The sequence below is a fragment of the Streptomyces sp. NPDC001351 genome (genome assembly GCF_042896045.1).
Taxonomy (GTDB): domain Bacteria; phylum Actinomycetota; class Actinomycetes; order Streptomycetales; family Streptomycetaceae; genus Streptomyces.
The window spans coordinates 328,806-345,041 of sequence record NZ_JBIAWS010000001.1; the positions used below are offsets into that span (position 1 = coordinate 328,806).

At 69.1% G+C, this 16,236-nt stretch carries 16 protein-coding genes; 5 read left to right on the plus strand and 11 right to left on the minus strand.

The features are described from left to right. The first annotated feature begins 4 nt into the window (after nt 1-4). Nucleotides 5-463, plus strand: a complete 459-nt coding sequence (locus ACFY1U_RS01430) for an Rrf2 family transcriptional regulator (RefSeq protein ID WP_115908355.1) — start codon at nt 5-7, stop codon at nt 461-463. A gap of 5 nt (nt 464-468) precedes the next feature. Here ACFY1U_RS01430 and ACFY1U_RS01435 read toward each other — a convergent pair whose 3' ends face one another. Continuing rightward, entirely contained in the window at nt 469-963 is a 495-nt protein-coding gene (locus ACFY1U_RS01435; protein ID WP_390692101.1) for a DUF3515 family protein, read from the minus strand. Between the two features lie 117 nt (nt 964-1,080). Between ACFY1U_RS01435 and ACFY1U_RS01440 the strand changes: the two genes are divergently transcribed. From ACFY1U_RS01440 to ACFY1U_RS01450, 3 genes are all read left to right on the plus strand, one after another. Beyond that, nucleotides 1,081-1,554 (plus strand): hypothetical protein, encoded by a 474-nt coding sequence (locus ACFY1U_RS01440; RefSeq protein WP_390692102.1) that lies wholly within the window; start codon nt 1,081-1,083, stop codon nt 1,552-1,554. After that, nucleotides 1,551-2,108 carry a TlpA family protein disulfide reductase gene (locus tag ACFY1U_RS01445; protein ID WP_390692103.1) on the plus strand — a complete coding sequence of 186 codons (558 nt, stop codon included), beginning with the start codon at nt 1,551-1,553 and terminating at the stop codon, nt 2,106-2,108. Before ACFY1U_RS01440 ends, ACFY1U_RS01445 begins: the two co-directional genes overlap by 4 nt. Nucleotides 2,109-2,296: 188 nt before the next feature. Beyond that, the gene (locus ACFY1U_RS01450; RefSeq protein WP_390692104.1) at nt 2,297-2,947 is read left to right on the plus strand and encodes a DUF4360 domain-containing protein; all 651 of its coding nucleotides are present in this window, start codon (nt 2,297-2,299) and stop codon (nt 2,945-2,947) included. Between the two features lie 72 nt (nt 2,948-3,019). Here ACFY1U_RS01450 and ACFY1U_RS01455 read toward each other — a convergent pair whose 3' ends face one another. From ACFY1U_RS01455 to ACFY1U_RS01500, 10 genes are all read right to left on the minus strand, one after another. Next, nucleotides 3,020-3,412: a hypothetical protein gene (locus ACFY1U_RS01455; RefSeq protein WP_390692105.1), complete on the minus strand. Its 393-nt coding sequence runs from the start codon at nt 3,410-3,412 to the stop codon at nt 3,020-3,022. 157 nt (nt 3,413-3,569) lie between these two features. Then, nucleotides 3,570-4,160, minus strand: coding sequence for a response regulator transcription factor (locus ACFY1U_RS01460; protein ID WP_390692106.1), 591 nt, complete (start codon nt 4,158-4,160; stop codon nt 3,570-3,572). 287 nt (nt 4,161-4,447) lie between these two features. Continuing rightward, entirely contained in the window at nt 4,448-6,130 is a 1,683-nt protein-coding gene (locus ACFY1U_RS01465) for a pyridoxal phosphate-dependent aminotransferase (RefSeq protein ID WP_390692107.1), read from the minus strand. A gap of 186 nt (nt 6,131-6,316) precedes the next feature. Beyond that, complete coding sequence (locus ACFY1U_RS01470; RefSeq protein ID WP_390692108.1) at nt 6,317-7,384, minus strand: aldose epimerase family protein; 1,068 nt, start codon at nt 7,382-7,384, stop codon at nt 6,317-6,319. A gap of 46 nt (nt 7,385-7,430) precedes the next feature. Continuing rightward, nucleotides 7,431-8,678: a multiple monosaccharide ABC transporter permease gene (mmsB, locus tag ACFY1U_RS01475; protein ID WP_390692109.1), complete on the minus strand. Its 1,248-nt coding sequence runs from the start codon at nt 8,676-8,678 to the stop codon at nt 7,431-7,433. Beyond that, nucleotides 8,675-10,225, minus strand: coding sequence for a multiple monosaccharide ABC transporter ATP-binding protein (gene mmsA, locus ACFY1U_RS01480; protein WP_390692110.1), 1,551 nt, complete (start codon nt 10,223-10,225; stop codon nt 8,675-8,677). Before mmsA ends, mmsB begins: the two co-directional genes overlap by 4 nt. 85 nt (nt 10,226-10,310) lie before the next feature. Continuing rightward, the gene (chvE, locus tag ACFY1U_RS01485) at nt 10,311-11,420 is read right to left on the minus strand and encodes a multiple monosaccharide ABC transporter substrate-binding protein (RefSeq protein ID WP_390692111.1); all 1,110 of its coding nucleotides are present in this window, start codon (nt 11,418-11,420) and stop codon (nt 10,311-10,313) included. Nucleotides 11,421-11,560: 140 nt separating this feature from the next. After that, the gene (locus ACFY1U_RS01490; RefSeq protein WP_390692112.1) at nt 11,561-12,538 is read right to left on the minus strand and encodes a hypothetical protein; all 978 of its coding nucleotides are present in this window, start codon (nt 12,536-12,538) and stop codon (nt 11,561-11,563) included. A gap of 111 nt (nt 12,539-12,649) precedes the next feature. After that, nucleotides 12,650-13,657, minus strand: coding sequence for a zinc-binding dehydrogenase (locus ACFY1U_RS01495; protein ID WP_390692113.1), 1,008 nt, complete (start codon nt 13,655-13,657; stop codon nt 12,650-12,652). Next, nucleotides 13,654-14,817, minus strand: a complete 1,164-nt coding sequence (locus ACFY1U_RS01500; RefSeq protein ID WP_390692114.1) for a mandelate racemase/muconate lactonizing enzyme family protein — start codon at nt 14,815-14,817, stop codon at nt 13,654-13,656. Before ACFY1U_RS01500 ends, ACFY1U_RS01495 begins: the two co-directional genes overlap by 4 nt. A 255-nt stretch (nt 14,818-15,072) precedes the next feature. On the opposite strand from ACFY1U_RS01500, the gene ACFY1U_RS01505 reads away from it, so the two are divergent. Continuing rightward, nucleotides 15,073-15,888, plus strand: a complete 816-nt coding sequence (locus ACFY1U_RS01505; RefSeq protein ID WP_390692115.1) for a hypothetical protein — start codon at nt 15,073-15,075, stop codon at nt 15,886-15,888. Nucleotides 15,889-16,236: the final 348 nt, after the last annotated feature.

Genomic DNA, 16,236 nt, shown 5'->3' on the forward strand with positions numbered 1-16,236 from the left:
TCGTATGAGGATCTCGGCACGGGCGGATTACGCGGTACGGGCGGTTCTTGAACTTGCGGTCCGGCAGGACGACGGGCCCGTGAAGGCGGAGGCCATCGCCGCCACGCAGGAGATCCCGCACAAGTTCCTGGAGGGGATCCTCGGCGATCTGCGGCGCGGCGGCATCGTCGACAGCCGGCGCGGGGGAGGCGGCGGCTACCGGCTGGCCCGCGAGGCCGCGCGGATCACGGTCGCGGATGTGATCCGGGCGGTCGACGGCCCGATCGTGTCCGTGCGCGGGGAGCGGCCCACGGGGCTGGAGTACACGGGGTCCGCACAGCCGCTGCTGCCGCTGTGGATCGCGCTGCGGGCCAACGTCCGCCGCATCCTGGAGGGCGTCACCATCGCGGACATCGCGGCGGACGCCCTGCCCGAGCCGGTACGGGAACTGGCGGCGGAGCCGGCGGCCTGGGAGAACCCGTAACCGGCTCAGCTGCGCTTGATGCAGTGGGACGTCTGCTTGACGGAGGCGACCACCCGGGAGAGGTCGATCAGGGCCGCGTCGGTCTGGCTCGATCCGTCGAAGACGACCTGGGTCGCCGGGTCGCGGCCGTAGGTGACGATCACCTTTCTGGTGTCGGTGGACTGCGCCAGGTCCATCACCCAGTCCACGCCGTCGACCGCGAAACACGGGTCGCCGGTGACCCCTGGCGGCGTGACGCCGCAGCGCAGCACGATGTCCCGGTCCCCCCAGACGGCGATCCCGGGAAGACTGCTGTCCCGGCGCGACAGGCCGCCGAGGGAGGCCGGGGCGCTGTCGGCGATGCGGTGGCAGTGCGGTGCGCCGGAGAACCTGGCGGGGCGTACGCCGGCGTCGGCGTCGGTGTAGGCGAAGCCGTAGGCGGCGAGGGCTGCGCCGCCTGCGAGGACGCAGGCGCCCACGGCCAGGGTGAGGCGGGTCGGACGCAGACGTGTCGACGGCATGGACAGAACGTTAGGACAGCCCGCCACGGACCCCGGACCCGGTCCCCGGAGCGCCGGGGAGCACAATGATCGTGTGGCGGGCCGCAGTTGGGGCCCGCCGGCGAAAGGGGGAGTGACGTGACTGTCACTTGGCGGGGCGCAGTCTCGTACGCGCTCACCGTCGTCGTCCTGTCCTGGCTGGTCGGAGCCGGGGTGGACCTGGCCTGGCAGGCCGCGCCCGGCGGGAGCGTCGGGGGCTGGGCCGATTTCTGGTGGAAGAACCCCTGGCACGCGGTCTTCGTGGGCGCCGCGACCATCGCCCTGGTGCTGGCCCGGCGGCTGCTGGCACCCCTGCCGCGCTGGCGCGTGACGCTGGTCGACGCGTCCGTCTACTTGGCGGCGCTGCTGCTCTGCTGGGGGGTGTCGGCGTGGGCCGAAGACGACGGCGCACCTGCGGACTGGGCGTTCGTCATGGCGATCGTCGCGCTGTACACGCTCCAGCTGCCCGCCGCGTGGCTGCTGTGCGCCTGGCGGTCGGGAAGCCTGGAGGTCGTCCTCAGGGGGACGGGAACGGGGACGGACGAACTGCACGGGGGACTGGCCGGACGATGACGAAGACCCGGCACATGTACGTGGCGGTGGCGGCGGCCTGTGCGGCGGTCCTCGCCGGCTGCTCCTCCCCTGCGCCGATCAGCGACACCAGCCCCGGGGATCCGCTGATCAGAACCTGGAAGGAGGGCGAGCGACCCGCCGTGCCGAACCTTTCCGGGCCTTCCCTTGAGGGGGGCACGGTCAGCCTGTCCGACTTCCGGGGCAAGGTCGTCCTGATCAACGCGTGGGCCTCCTACTGCGGCCCCTGCCGGGCGGAGGCGCCCGAGCTCAAGAAGATCCAGAAGAAGTACGGAGCCCGCGGGCTGCGCGTACTCGGGCTCGACAACGACGGCGGCCGGGGTGCCGGTCTCGCCTTCCAGAAGCAGTACCGGCTGGATTACCCCTCCCTGCACGACCCCTCGGGCAAGCAGCTCCTGAGGCTGCCGCGGGGTGTGGTGACCACACAGGGGCTGCCGTTCACGATCGTCGTCGACTCGTCAGGAAAGGTGGCGGCGGTGCGGATGGGAGCGGTGACGGAAGGGCGGCTCGCGAAGATCATCGAGCCGTTGCTGTGAGCGCGGCCGGGCGGCTTTCTGTCGTGTGAAATCCCCACCTGTGAATGGCCTGAGTTCGCCCTGACGGGTTCGCGTGCGCCTCCCTACGATGCGATCGCCTCGCGCCTTCACAGGATCCCCATGGTTTCTTCAAAGGGCTCCGGGCGGGCCGGGGTGAGCCACCCCCCACTCACAGAACCGGAGAGACCATGCCTGGTGCACTCCTTCTGGGCGGCGCCGTAGCCGCTCTGCTCACCACCGCGATACCCGCGCACAACTCGTCCGGGGTGTTCGACAACCCGCCCCCGGACAAGATCGTCATCGATGTGGCGACCGTGAACGGCTCCGGCTGTCCCCAGGGCACCGCGGCCGTCGCCGTCTCCCCGGACAACACGGCCTTCACGGTGACCTACAGCCAGTACCTCGCCCAGGCCGGCGGCAACTCCGACCCCACGGCCTTCCGCAAGAACTGCCAGCTCAACCTGATCGTGCACGTCCCCCAGGGCTTCACCTACGCCATCGCCAGTGCCGACTACCGGGGCTTCCTCTCGCTCCAGCCGGGGGCGTCGGCGACGCAGAAGGCCTCGTACTACTTCCAGGGCTCCTCCAGCACGGTGCCCAAGACCCACCCGTTCAGCGGCTCGTACAACGACGACTGGCAGGCCACCGACTCCACCGACTGGGCCCAACTGGTCTGGGCGCCCTGCGGAGTTCAGCGCAACTTCAACATCAACACCGAACTCAGAGTGAGCGCGGGAACCACGAACCCGGGCAAGGTCAGCTTCATGACCATGGACTCGACCGACGGTGACATCAGCACGGTGTACCACCTGGCGTGGAAGGACTGCCCGGGCAAGTGAGCAAGCGAGTCGTCCGGGTCCCGTGGAGTCGGGACCCGGACGATCGTCCCCGTGCTGGCCGCCGGCGTGCCTTTACCCCTGCTGGATGTCCTCTTTCTGAACCAGATTCCCTGAGTCAGGCGGCCGCTTGATTTTGAGGGTGTCCGTGTAATTGCTGCCTGCGCAGGACACGACGGCCACGGCCTTTACGGTCTTGTTCTTGGGGATATTGCTGAAGGTGACCGTATACGCGCTCGCTGTCGCCACACCCGGATTTGAGTCGGTCAGGGTCACCACCGGGTTTGTCTTTGCGGTTATCGCCACCCTCTGGGGCGGCTGATTGTTGGCGCAGTCATCGAGCGACCCCGTGACCACGACCTCGCCACTTCTCGGGTCGGCCGCTGCCTGGTTCGCAGCCGCGAGCGAGGTGACGGCTGTCAGAGGAAGTATCGCTGTGACGGCGAGAATTGCGACGCGACTACGCATGACTTCTCCTAGCTTGTCGGCTCGCGCTGGGAATGGCTGCGACTGATCCGCTGAAGTTCCCTCTACCAAGGTCTGACCGCGGCCCCTGGTGGTCAAGGGAGACAACTACCCACGAGTGGCGGGGTAGGACGGCCCACAGCAGCTGCCCTCAGCAGCTCTATTCTCGGTACGTCAGCCCGTATTCGATCGCGAGCCGGGTGAGGTCGGAACGGCGCCGGTAACCTGTCTTCTCGCCGATTCGGTCGAGATGCGACTGCACGGTGTGCTTGCTGATGCACAGCTTGTCGGCGATTTCCTGGTCCGTCGCGCCACTGACGACAAGTCTCAGAATGTCCTGCTCGCGGTCCGTGAAGTGCGGGGATTCTTCCAGCAGATAGCCGGCGGGCGCGGACACGTAACTGCGGCCCGAGCCCACGACCCGAATCGCCGTGAGCAGTTCCTCGCCCTCGGCCTGCCGACTCAGATATCCGCCGGCACCCGCCCGGATCGCCTGCGCCGCGTCGATCTGCGCGGCCGACGACGTGACGATGACGGCATGCCCCCGCTCCCGCAGCTCCGCCACGGTCGCGGCGAGCCTCGGGGGCGACTGCTGCAGATCCATCAGGACCACGTCGGCGCGGTGCAGATTGCCGTCCGCGGCCTGGAGCGAGGGCACCGTGGCCACCAGGTGGAGGTCGGGCGCGGTGCCGATCAGTCGCGAGACGCCGTACCGGAAGAGCGGGCAGTCCCCGATGACCGCGACACGCATGAACCGGGTACTCACTGGCCGCGACCGGTGCTGGGCGGAGAGGCGAGCCGGGCCCGTCCGCCCGGCTCGGGCACGACCGTGACCACCGCCTCGGCGCAACCGCCCATGGACATCTCCGATCTTGCGCGGACCTCAGGGCCTGTCCGGCGGATCATGCCGGAGACGCGGGGCAGGCCCTGCCCTCAGCCTCGCCGGGACCGGGGAGTCCAGCGCGCCGGATTAGCCCGTCCGGGGTGCCGTCCAGTCACCATGCCCATGGTGGAGCCAGGTCCGCGCCCCTACGACGATCAGCCGGCTTGTCCCATGCCCGCCGCGTTGGGCCAACTCTGGGCGTTCGGCCAGCCGGTGGCCGGAGCGGGGGTGAGGCCCGGCGCGGGGCCGGTCGTACCCCGTACCTGAGCCGCCGTCAGGCCGCCGCGGGCCGGCACGCCCGGCGGGGTCGGGCCGGGGGCCGGAGGAGGTACCGGCGTGGGCATCGGTGTCGGGGCCGGTACCGGAGCCGGGGCCGGTATCGGCTGCTGCATCGGGGCCGGTGCCGGTATCGGCTGCATCGGAGCCGGTGCCGGTATGGGCTGCATCGGGGCCTGGGCCGGGAAACCGACCGGCTGGGGGGCCGCCTGGGCCGCCGCCGGCATCGGGGCCTGCGCCGCCGCCGGCATCGGGGCCTGCGCCGCCGCCGGCATCGGCATGGGCGTGGGCATGGGCATCCCGCCCCCCACCGAACCGCCGGAGGCCATCGCAGCGAGTGGCATACCGGACCCGTTGGTGGCGCTGACCAGTCGGTCCACGGCCGCCGTACCCGAGCTGTAGCTGGTCCCGGTGCCCAGCTCGGGTACGGCGGCTCCCCTCCTGGTCCCGTAGAGCACCTGTTCCAGGCCGGACACCAGGCGACGCACATCCACCTGGGGGCGCACCACGAGTCGCAGGAAGCGGCTGGACGAACCGATCTTGTTGCCGCAGTCGCGGACCAGGATCCGGTGCTCGGTGAGCATCCGGTCCCGGACCACGGTGCCTTCGGCGCCCACGGGGAGGCGCACGAAGAGGAAGTTGCCCTGGGAGGGGTAGACCGTGAGGCCGGGCAGGACCGAGAGCTGGCTGGCCATGTCCAGGCGGTCACGGCGCACCTGGTGGAGGCTCTGCGCGTACTCGGCGCCGTGCTCCTTGAGCATGAACACCACGTACTCGGCGAAGGAGTTGAGGTTCCACTTCGGGAGCATGGAGCGGACCCGTCCGGCCAGGGCCGGGTTGGCGACCAGGTAGCCGAAACGTATGCCGTGCAGGCCGAAGTTCTTGCCGAGGCTGCGCAGCACGACGACGTTCGGGCGGATCATCGCCTCCTGGACGACCGACGGTTCGGCCTCGGCCTCGGCGTCCGCGAACTCGAGGTACGACTCGTCGATGACGATCAGGTCCAGGTCGGCCATCGCGTCCATGAACTGCACGAGGGACTGCCTGGGCAGAAAGCCGCCGTCGGGGTTGTTCGGGTTGCAGACGACGGCGACGCGGGTGCCGCGGGCCCGGATGAACTCCGCGTACTTGGCGAGGTCCAGGGCGAAGCCGCTGGACTCCTGCAGCGGGAACATGTCGACCCGCTTGCCGGTCTCCATCGGCTGGTCGGTCCAGCGGCCGAAGGTGGGGACGGGGATGGCGAGGGACTCGCGGACCATCAGGTGGTCGATCCAGGTGATCAGCTCGGTCGAGCCGTTGCCCATCGCCACGCACTGCGGCGGGAGCTGCAGCAGGTTGCACAGCTCGGCGGTGATCGTGTCGGCGCTGCTCGGGTAGTACGTGACGATGTCGCGCAGGCGGGCCGACATCTCCTCGAACATGGCCGGGGTGGGGAAGTACGGATTGCAGGGGATGCAGAAGTCCACGGGGCCGGTCCCGTCGCCGCCCTGCCGCGTCAACGCCGCCATCGACGGGCTGTGTGCCGCGTCGCTGCGGAACAGCGAGGTGACGTTGTCGGCCATGGAACCTCCGTATGGGGCGGGCCCGGCAGGGACGACCGGGCCCGTCGCGTTTGGGTGGCCCGCGCGGGGGAGCACGGGCCGCCCCTTCATACGGAGACGGCTGGAGCGCTGTTCAACCAATGTGAAAACAGAGTGAGTTCGGGAACCGGAAGGCGTTGCTCATCGTCCCCATCCGGGTGCCCGGCGTCACGTCCCGAAGGTGTGCACCGTCCTCGTCCGGTACGTCTGACCCGGCCGCAGCACCGTCGACGGGAAGTTCGCCTGGTTCGGCGAGTCCGGGAAGTGCTGCGTCTCCAGGCACAGCGCGTCACCCTGGCGGTAGGTCTTGCCGCCGGTGCCGGTGAGGGTGCCGTCGAGGAAGTTGCCGGAGTAGAACTGCAGGCCCGGCTGGTCGGTGGCGATCTTCAGGGTGCGGCCGGAGCGCGGGTCGCGCAGGGTGGCGACGTGCTCGGGCGTGGACGTGACGCCCTTGTCCAGGACCCAGTTGTGGTCGTAGCCCTTGGCCTGCACCTGCTGGACGTGGCCGTCGCGGATGTCGCGGCCGATCGCCTTGGTCTTGCGGAAGTCGAAGGGGGTGCCGGCCACCGTCGCCAGTTCGCCCGTGGGGATCAGGCCCGAGTCGGTGGGCGTGTATCGGGAGGCCTCGATCGTGAGCTCGTGGTCCTCGATGGTGCCGCTGCCCTCGCCGGCCAGGTTCCAGTAGACGTGGCTGGTGAGGTTGACGACCGTGGCCTGGTCGGTGGTGGCCTCGTAGTCGATGATCCAGTCGCCGTGCTCGGTGAGGGTGTACGTCACCTTCGCCTTGAGGGTGCCGGGGTAGCCCATCTCGCCGTCGCCGCTGGTGCAGTGCAGCACCAGGCCGACGTCGGAGCCCTCGGCGAACGGCTCGACGTCCCAGATGCGCTTGTCGAAGCCCTGCTTGCCGCCGTGCAGGCTGTTGACGTCGTCGTTCACGGACAGCTGGTAGGTCTTGCCGTCCAGGGTGAACCGGCCCTTGGCCAGGCGGTTGCCGTAGCGGCCGATCAGTGCGCCGAAGTACGGGGTCTTGGTGACGTAGTCGTCGATGTTGTCGAAGCCGAGGGAGACGTTGGCGTAGTGGCCGCGCCGGTCCGGGATCTCCAGACCCTGGACCACGCCGCCCCAGTTGAGGACCTTCAGCCGGGTGCCGCCGTTCTCCAGCGACCAGCGGTGGACCTCCGTGCCGTCGGCCAGCTTGCCGAAGAGCGATTTCACCGGTCCTGCCTCTCCTCTCACGGGAAGGGCCCCGCCGTGCGGCGGGGCCCGATCCGGTCACTTTGGTCTACGAGCCGGACTTGCGCTTGTTCCACACGTCGAACCCGACCGCGGCCAGCAGGGCGAGGCCCTTGATGACCTGCTGCCAGTCGGTGCCGACACTGAGGAGGTTCATGCCGTTGTTCAGCACGCCGAGGACGAGACCACCGATGATCGCGCCGAGGACGGTACCGACACCGCCGCTCATGGACGCGCCACCGATGAACGACGAGGCGATCGCCTCGAGTTCGAAGTTCAGGCCCGCCTTCGGAGACGCCGCGTTCAGGCGGGCGGCGACCACCAGACCCGCCAGGGCCGCGAGCACGCCCATGTTCAGGAAGACAAGGAAGGTGACCTTCTTGTCCTTGACGCCGGACAGCTTCGCCGCCGGCAGATTGCCGCCGATGGCGTAGATGTGCCGGCCGAAGACCGCGTTGCGCATGACATAGCCGTAGCCGACCACCAGCACACCGAGGACGATCAGGATGATCGGCGCGCCCTGGTAGCTGGCGAGCAGCATCGTCACCGCGAGGACCGCGGCGGCGATCGCGACCAGCTTCAGCAGGAAGGCGTTGCGCGGCAGCACGTCCAGCGAGAACTCCTGCTGGCGCTTGCGGTCGCGGACCTCCTGGTAGACCACGAAGGCCAGCAGGACGAAGCCCAGCAGCAGCGTGAGGTTGTGGTAGTTGGTGTTCGGGCCGACCTCGGGCAGGAAGCCGTTGCCGATCTTCTGCAGACCGTTCGGGAACGGACCGAGGGTCTGGCCCTGCAGGAAGATCTCCGTCAGACCGCGGAAGAGCAGCATGCCGGCGAGGGTCACGATGAACGACGGGATGCCGAGATACGCGATCAGGAACCCTTGGACGGCGCCCGCGAGCGCGCCCACCAGCAGGCACAGCACCAGCGCGATGGGCCACGCCACACTGTGCTGCACCGTCAGCACGGCCGCGAACGCGCCCACGAAGGCGGTCAGAGAGCCGACCGACAGGTCGATGTGACCCGCGATGATCACCAGCATCATGCCGATCGCGAGGATCAGGATGTAGCTGTTCTGCAGCACCAGGTTGGAGACGTTGCGCGGCAGCAGCAGGTCGCCGCCGGTCCACACCTGGAACAGGACCACGATCAGGCCGAGCGCGATCAGCATGCCGTACTGCCGCATGTTGCGGCGCAGACCGCCCAGCATCAGCTGCAGCAGGTTCTCGCCGGAGGCCGACCCCCCGCTCTTCCCGGGCGGCGCCGCGGCCGGGACCTTGTCCGTCACATCCGTGCTCATCGGGTTACCTCTTTGTCCTTCGTCATCTGGCGCATCAGCACTTCCTGCGTGGCCTCGGCCCGCGGGACCTCACCCGTGAGCCGCCCGGCGGCCATGGTGTAGATGCGGTCGCACATCCCGAGCAGCTCCGGCAGCTCGGAGGAGATGAAGACGACCGCCTTGCCCTCCGCGGCCAGCTGGTCGATGACCGTGTAGATCTCGTACTTGGCACCCACGTCGATACCGCGTGTCGGCTCGTCCAGGATCAGCACCTCGGGACCCGCGAAGATCCACTTGCTGAGGACGACCTTCTGCTGGTTGCCGCCGGAGAGCCTGCCCACCGTCTCGAAGACGGTCGGCGCCTTGATGTTCATGGACTTGCGGAAGCGCTCGGAGACCTTCCGCTCCTCGTGCTCGTCGACCACACCGCGCCTCGCGACCTTGCCCAGGGCGGTCAGCGAGATGTTCCGGTTGATGTTGTCGATGAGGTTGAGGCCGTAGTGCTTGCGGTCCTCGGTGACGTACGCGATGCCGTGCTCGACCGCCTCCGCGACGGTCTTCGTACGGATCTCCTTGCCGTCCTTGAGGACCGTGCCGCCCGCGTGCCGGCCGTAGCTGCGCCCGAAGACGCTCATGGCCAGTTCCGTGCGGCCCGCGCCCATCAGGCCCGCGATGCCGACGATCTCCCCGCGCCGCACGTTGATCGACACGTCGTCGACCACCTTGCGCTGCTGGTCGATCGGGTGGTGCACGGTCCAGTTGCGGATCTCCAGCGCGGGTGCCGCGTCCTCCTCGCCCTCGTACGCGGTGCGTTCGGGGAAGCGGTGGTCGAGGTCGCGGCCGACCATGCCGGAGATGATGCGGTCCTCGGTCGTCTCCGCGGACTTCACATCGAGGGTCTCGATGGACCTGCCGTCGCGGATGATCGTCACCGAGTCGGCGACCCGCCGGATCTCGTTCAGCTTGTGGGAGATGATGATCGAGGTGATGCCCTGCTTCTTCAACTCCCCGATGAGATCCAGGAGTTTGCCGCTGTCCTCGTCGTTCAGAGCCGCGGTCGGCTCGTCGAGGATCAGCAGCTTCACCTTCTTGGACAGCGCTTTGGCGATCTCCACCAGCTGCTGCTTGCCCACGCCGATGTCGGCGATGCGGGTCTCCGGGTGGTCGCTCAGACCGACCCGGCGCAGCAGCTCCGTGGCGTGCTTGAGCGTCTCGTTCCAGTTGATGAACCCGCCCGAGGCGTGTTCGTTGCCGAGGAAGATGTTCTCCGCGATCGACAGGAACGGCACCAGCGCCAGCTCCTGATGGATGATCACGATGCCGCGCTGCTCGCTCGCCCGGATGTCCTTGAACTCGCAGGTCTCACCCTCGAAGAGGATGTCGCCCTCGTAGGTGCCGTGCGGATGGACGCCGGAGAGCACCTTCATCAAGGTGGACTTCCCGGCGCCGTTCTCACCGCAGATGGCATGGACCTCGCCCTGACGGACGGTCAGCGTGACGTCCGACAGCGCTTTGACCCCGGGAAAGGTCTTGACGATCGAGCGCATTTCCAGGACGGGTCCCGCCATGGTGTGCCCTTTCAATCCGTAGGAATGGCCGGTGTGAGTGCCGGTATGCGGCTCCGCCGCGTGGCCGGCTCCACCGACAGGGGGACTACTTCAGCTGGTCCGCCGTGTAGTAGCCGGTGTCGACCAGTTCCTTCGTGTAGTTGGTCTTGTCGACGCTCACCGGCTGCAGCAGGTAGGCGGGGACGGTCTTGACACCGTTGCCATACGACTTGGTGTCGTTGATCTCGGGCTTCTTGCCGTTGAGGACGTCGTCCATCATGGTCGAGGCGACCTTGGCGAGCTTGCGGATGTCCTTGTAGACGGTCTGCGTCTGCTGGCCCGCGATGATCGACTTCACCGAGGCGAGCTCGGCGTCCTGACCGGTGATGACGGGCAGCGGCTTGGCGGCCGAGCCGTAACCGTCCGACTTCAGGGCGGCGATGATGCCGATGGAGATGCCGTCGTACGGCGACAGGACCGCGTCGACCTTGCCGCTGGTGTACGTGGAGGTGAGGATGTCCTCCATGCGCTTCTGCGCGGTGGCGCCGTCCCAGCGCAGCGTGGTGACCTGGTTGAGCGCCGTCTGCTTGGACTTGACGACCAGCTGCTTCTTGTCGATGTACGGCTGGAGCACGCTCATCGCGCCGTTGAAGAAGTACTTGGTGTTGTTGTCGTCGTTGGAGCCGGCGAACAGCTCGATGTTGAACGGGCCCTTCTTGCCGCTGTCCAGGCCGAGCTTCTGCACGATGTACGAGCCCTGGAGCTTGCCGACCTTCTCGTTGTCGAACGAGGCGTAGTAGTCGACGTTCTTGGTGCCGAGGATCAGGCGGTCGTAGGAGATCACCGGGATCTTGGCGTCCGCGGCCTGCTGCAGCACGCTGTTCAGCGACTTGTTGTCGATGGCCGCGATGATCAGGCCCTTGACGCCCTGCGTGATCAGGTTCTCGATCTGCGAGACCTGCTGCTCGGGGTCGTCCTCGCCGTAGACCAGCTTGGTCTTGTAGCCCTTGGCCTGCAGGTCCTTGACGACGTTCTTGCCGTCGGCGATCCAGCGCTCGGAGGACTTGGTGGGCATCGCGATACCGATGGTGCCGCCCTTGGCGCTGCCCTTGTCCTCCTTGCTGCCGCCCGTGCTGTTCTGGCCGCAGGCGGACAGCGTGAGAGCGAGGGAGGCGGCTCCGGCTATGAGGGTGAGGGCGCTTCTACGAGTGCGCATAGTGATCGTTCCTTGTTCTTCTCGTCGTTGAGATGTCGGGCGAGGTCGGTGAGGGCCCCGAAGGGGCGCGGGGTCGGGGTCGATGCGCGGCTCCGCCGCGCGGGCGCGAGCAGCTGCACACGGCCCGCAGACCCCATCGGTCATCCAGTGGCACCTTCGGCGGGGAACCGGTTCAAAACCCCTGGCAGCCGTGACCCGAGGGGTGCCATGTCGCCGTCGGCTCCGTGCCGTGCGAGCAGGTCGAGGGCCAGCCGGCCGCGTCTGACGCGTTCCTTGGCGGTGGCGAGCGTCAGGTCCCGCATGTGGTTGCCGTACGGGTAGATGCCGGGCGCCTTGGACAGCCCGAACTTCAGGTACAGCGGTGCCCCGCGCCGGATCAGCTCGGCGACCTCGTACATCCGAACGTATCCCCCCAGGTCGTCGGGGGCCTCGATGTACATGTCCATGGGGGCGGCGGAGACCCGCCGGATCTCGGTGAGGTGATCCAGCGTCAGATCGCTGGGTACGTTGAGGGAGTCGCCGCCCAGCTGCTCGTACACCGCGTACGCGGCAGGGTTGACCGGACCGATCAGCGCCGAGACCTTCAGGGTGGTGTCGGCCGGGATGATCCCGGCGACGCGTGCGCGGTGCAGCGTCCACAGCACGCCCTCGTCGGCGACCAGGAGGCACTTGACGCCCAACTCCGTGGCGCGGACGGCATCTTCGACGCACCCGGCGACGGCGTCGTAGCCGCGGGCGCGCAGACCGGCCCCCCGCGAGTCGGTGCGCGTGGAACCGCCGATGTCCCAGGTGCCGCGCGGCCCGGTGAACAGGCAGAGTTCGATGTCCCGTTCGCCGGTCGCCTCGACCATCTCGGTGATCTCGGCGTCGGTCAGCATCCATACGCCGCTGCCCTGGCTGATCCGGTGGATCGGCACATCGAGCCGCGAGGCTTCCTTCAGGACGACGGCCAGCGCTTCGGGACCCTCGCACGAGGGGATCTCGGTGCGCCAGCGGCCGCCGCCCGGGAAGGTGTGGGGCGAGGCGTCGGCGGGGGAGAGGTCGGGCGCGCCCAGACCGAGGGCGGCGAGCGCCTGCTCGCCGGGTCGACGGGCTGCCGGGGCGGAAGCGTCGGTCACAAGGTGTCCTTAGTGTTCGAAATTTCGGACAGAGTTCGCGGCTCAAGTCGTGCGGGGCTTGGATGTACGCCGATGCGGGGGCCGTCAGGTCGCCCCCGCACCGGCGTACGGCTAGGGGCGAAGGAGGACCTTGCCGACCTTCGGATCACCGGACCCGACGAGCTCGATGGCCTGCGGGAACTCGGCGAGCGGGAGCTCGTGCGTGACCAGTGGCAGCGGGTCGAGCAATCCGGCCCCGAACACCCGCACGGTGTGCGCCCAGGCGTCAGGCGGCGCCCCGAAGACGGAGTGCACCTCCAGCTGTCGTACGACGAGATCCGTGGGGTCGAGCCCGCTCGCACCGGGGGCCGGGATCCCGGTGAGGACCAGGCGCCCGCCACGCCGCAGCAGAGCGGCGGAGGTCCGCGCGGCGTCGGCGGACCCGGCGGTCTCGATGACGACGTCGAAGTCGTCCGGGAGCGGCTCGTCCTTCGTACGGAAGTCGGTCGCGCCGTACCGCCGAGACAGTGCCTCGCGGTCCCGGCGGGTGCCGACGACCAGCAGCTCCACCGGCGAGACGGCCTTGAGGAACTGCACCGCGAACATCCCGAGGGTGCCGGTGCCGACCACGGCGACCTTCTCGCCCGGCTGCGCGTTCGCCTTGAGGGCGGCGGCCGCGATGCAGGCGGCCGGCTCCAGCAGGGCCGCCGCCGTCAGATCGGCGTCGTCGGGCAGCACGTGCAGCAGCCTCGCCGGGAGGGTCAGGGTGGGCGCCATCGCGCCCGGCTGGGTGAAGCCGGTCTCCTCGTACCCGGCGCTGCACAGCGTGGTCTCACCCGCGTGGCAGCGGTCGCAGACCTGGCAGTTCCGGAAGCCCTCGCCGACGACCTTGCGGCCGACCAGCGTCCCGGTGACCCCGGCGCCGACCCGCTCCACCGTTCCGGACCACTCGTGGCCGGGCGTGAGCGGATAGCGCACGTACCCCTCGGGCCGGTTGCCCTGGAACACCTCCCGGTCGCTGCCGCAGATCCCGCTCGCGTGCACCCGCACCAGCGCCTCGCCCGGACCGGGGTCGCGGGGCGTGTGCTCGGCCAGGTGGAACGTGCCCGGGGCGTCGACGACGACGGCGGCGGAACTCACTGGCCGTCCTTCGGGTTCCGCTTCTCCCAGCCCTCGGCCCACAGGTCGAAGTGCGCCCGCTGCTGGGGGAACTCGGCAGCGGCGTCCACGTCCAGCTCCACACCCAGGCCGGGCGCGTCGGAGAGGTGGAAGCAGCCGTCCTCCGGGTCCACCTGCGGCGCGCCCTTGACCACCTTCTTGATCTCGGCGTCCGCGAAGTCGTTGAAGTGCTCGAGGATCTTGAAGTTCGGGGTGGTGAAGCCGACCTGGAGCGAGGCGGAGGTGAGCACCGGCCCGCCCACGTTGTGCGGGGCGACCAGCATGTAGTGGGTCTCGGCGGTCGCGGCGAGCTTGCGCGTCTCCCAGATGCCGCCGATGTGGCCGACGTCCGGCTGGATGATGTCGACGGCCTGGCTCTCGAAGAGCTCCCGGAACTCGATCCGGTCGTGGATGCGCTCACCCGTGGCCACCGGCATGTCCACCTTCGCGGCGACCTTCTCCAGCGCCTTGAGGTTCTCCGGCGGCACCGGCTCCTCCAGCCAGGCGGGCTTGAAGGGCGCGAGCTCCTTGGCCAGCCGGACGGCGGTGGCGGGGGAGAAGCGGCCGTGCATCTCCAGCATCAGCTCGGACTCGGGGCCGATGGCGTCCCGGACGGCCTCGATCAGCGAGACCGCGTACATGGTCTGCTCGTGGTCGAGCTCGAAGTGTCCGGTCCCGAAGGGGTCGATCTTCAGTGCCCGGTAACCGCGCTCCATGACGCCCTGGGCGGCCTTGTGGTACGCCTCGGGCGTTCGCTCGGTGGTGTACCAGCCGTTGGCATAGGCCTTCACCTTGTCGGTGACCTTGCCGCCGAGCAGCTGCCACACCGGAACGCCGAGGGCCTTGCCCTTGATGTCCCAGCAGGCCATCTCGACCACGGCGATACCGGACATCACGATCTCGCCCGCGCGGCCGTAGTCCCCGTACTTCATGCGGCGGGCCAGGTCCTCGACTGCGAACGGGTCCGAGCCGAGAATGTGGTTCTGCTCGGCCTCTCTCAGGTATCCGATCAGCGCGTCGGTGTGACCCAGCATGCGGGTCTCGCCGACACCCGTGATGCCTTCGTCGGTGTGCACCAGGACGTAGGTCAGGTTGCGCCACGGTGTCCCGACCACGTGCGTGCTGATTCCGGTGATGCGCACGGAAGTTACCCTTCGGCTGTTCGAGATTTCGGCTCATGTTCGAAATGCTGGGCAGACAGTAAGGACGGTGTGAGCGGGGTGTCAATGGGTAGAGCAGCTAACGGTTTCGCCAGTTTCGACGCCTCTTGCGTACGCCGCCCCTCCCCCGTGTGGGCCAGTTCACTCCGGCGGTCGCGCCGATATGGCCGGTTCCCACACAACCTTCACGGCTGTGCCTAGGAACGTGACCCTCCGGGAACTTAATCTTCCCACGTCATGGACTACTGCCACCCGTGCCAACGGCACCTCAACGGCGCCCTCGCCTGTCCGGGGTGCGGGACACGCGTCGAGCAGTTGCGCGCGTACCGGGATGCCTACGAGCCGGAGCCGTACGACGACGCCCTCGCACCCGTCGGCCATGATGCCGCGGTGGCTCACGACGACCATGCCGCCCACCCTGACGACGAAGGTCACGACGGTCACGACGGCCACGACGGTGACGAAGGCGAGAGTGACGAGCCGCACGGCCGCGCCGCGCGCCGCCGCGAGGGGGGCCGCGGTGGCCGACGGAGTCCCGGTGGCGCGGGCGGTGCGCCGGACGCGAGCCGTCGCGACCGCAAGGCCGCGCTCCACCGCCGGCGCCGAAAGCGCACGCTGCTCGTCGCCGCGGGTTTCGTCCTGGCGGCGGGTGGTCTGAGTCTGGCCGAACTCGGCATGGACGCACCGGTGTTCTCCTCGTCCCGCGACCCGTCCGTGGCCGGGAACGAGTCGTCCGAGGTCGACCGGTCGACGGCGGAGCCGAGCAAGTCCGCAGGCCCGCGGGACGGCGCAACGGGTGCCTCCGCCGGCAGGCCCTCCGCCTCCCCGGACGCCTCCGCCTCGCCGTCGGCGTCCAAGTCCACTGACGGCAAGGGCGACGCGTCCCCGACCCCCGGCAAGTCGACCCGGTCGGCAGCCGCCCCCGGCTCCTCCGGCTCGACGCCCCCGCCCGCCTCGGGCTCGACCCCGACTTCGCATCCGACGACCTCCAACCCGTCCCCGCAGCCGTCGCCGTCGGAGACGTGCAAACGCTTCCTGTGGTGGTGCACGTAAGGCTGCCGCCAGGCATCAACTCGGCCTGATGCGACGACGGTTGAGGCGCTGCCCCGGGCGCCCGTCCGGCCGGGCCTCTCCCGGCTCCGTCGGCTCGAGGCTCCGCCCGTCTCGGCTCGACGACCTCGGACCCGCCCCCGCGGCCGTCTCCGTCTCCGTCTTGAGCGTGCGCGGGTTTCCTGTGGTGGTGTGTGCGGCGCTGCCGCTCGGTGACAACTTTGCCCGATGTGGCCATGGTTGGGGTCGTGCCTCAGTGTCCGTTCGGACGGGCGTTTCCCGGCCCCGTCGGGCTCGGTGCTCGCCGGTCTGCCCGCCTCGGGCTCGATCTCGACCGCCGGTCCGGCGGCC

Excerpts from the sequence above, each read along its gene's own strand:
- ACFY1U_RS01435 (WP_390692101.1), bottom strand. The coding sequence starts at position 963 with ATGCCGTCGACACGTCTGCGTCCGACCCGCCTCACCCTGGCCGTGGGC.
- mmsB (WP_390692109.1), bottom strand. The coding sequence starts at position 8,678 with ATGAGCACGGATGTGACGGACAAGGTCCCGGCCGCGGCGCCGCCCGGG.
- ACFY1U_RS01445 (WP_390692103.1), top strand. The coding sequence starts at position 1,551 with ATGACGAAGACCCGGCACATGTACGTGGCGGTGGCGGCGGCCTGTGCG.
- ACFY1U_RS01460 (WP_390692106.1), bottom strand. The coding sequence starts at position 4,160 with ATGCGTGTCGCGGTCATCGGGGACTGCCCGCTCTTCCGGTACGGCGTC.
- ACFY1U_RS01455 (WP_390692105.1), bottom strand. The coding sequence starts at position 3,412 with ATGCGTAGTCGCGTCGCAATTCTCGCCGTCACAGCGATACTTCCTCTG.
- chvE (WP_390692111.1), bottom strand. The coding sequence starts at position 11,420 with ATGCGCACTCGTAGAAGCGCCCTCACCCTCATAGCCGGAGCCGCCTCC.
- ACFY1U_RS01505 (WP_390692115.1), top strand. The coding sequence starts at position 15,073 with ATGGACTACTGCCACCCGTGCCAACGGCACCTCAACGGCGCCCTCGCC.
- ACFY1U_RS01450 (WP_390692104.1), top strand. The coding sequence starts at position 2,297 with ATGCCTGGTGCACTCCTTCTGGGCGGCGCCGTAGCCGCTCTGCTCACC.
- ACFY1U_RS01465 (WP_390692107.1), bottom strand. The coding sequence starts at position 6,130 with ATGGCCGACAACGTCACCTCGCTGTTCCGCAGCGACGCGGCACACAGC.
- ACFY1U_RS01430 (WP_115908355.1), top strand. The coding sequence starts at position 5 with ATGAGGATCTCGGCACGGGCGGATTACGCGGTACGGGCGGTTCTTGAA.
- mmsA (WP_390692110.1), bottom strand. The coding sequence starts at position 10,225 with ATGGCGGGACCCGTCCTGGAAATGCGCTCGATCGTCAAGACCTTTCCC.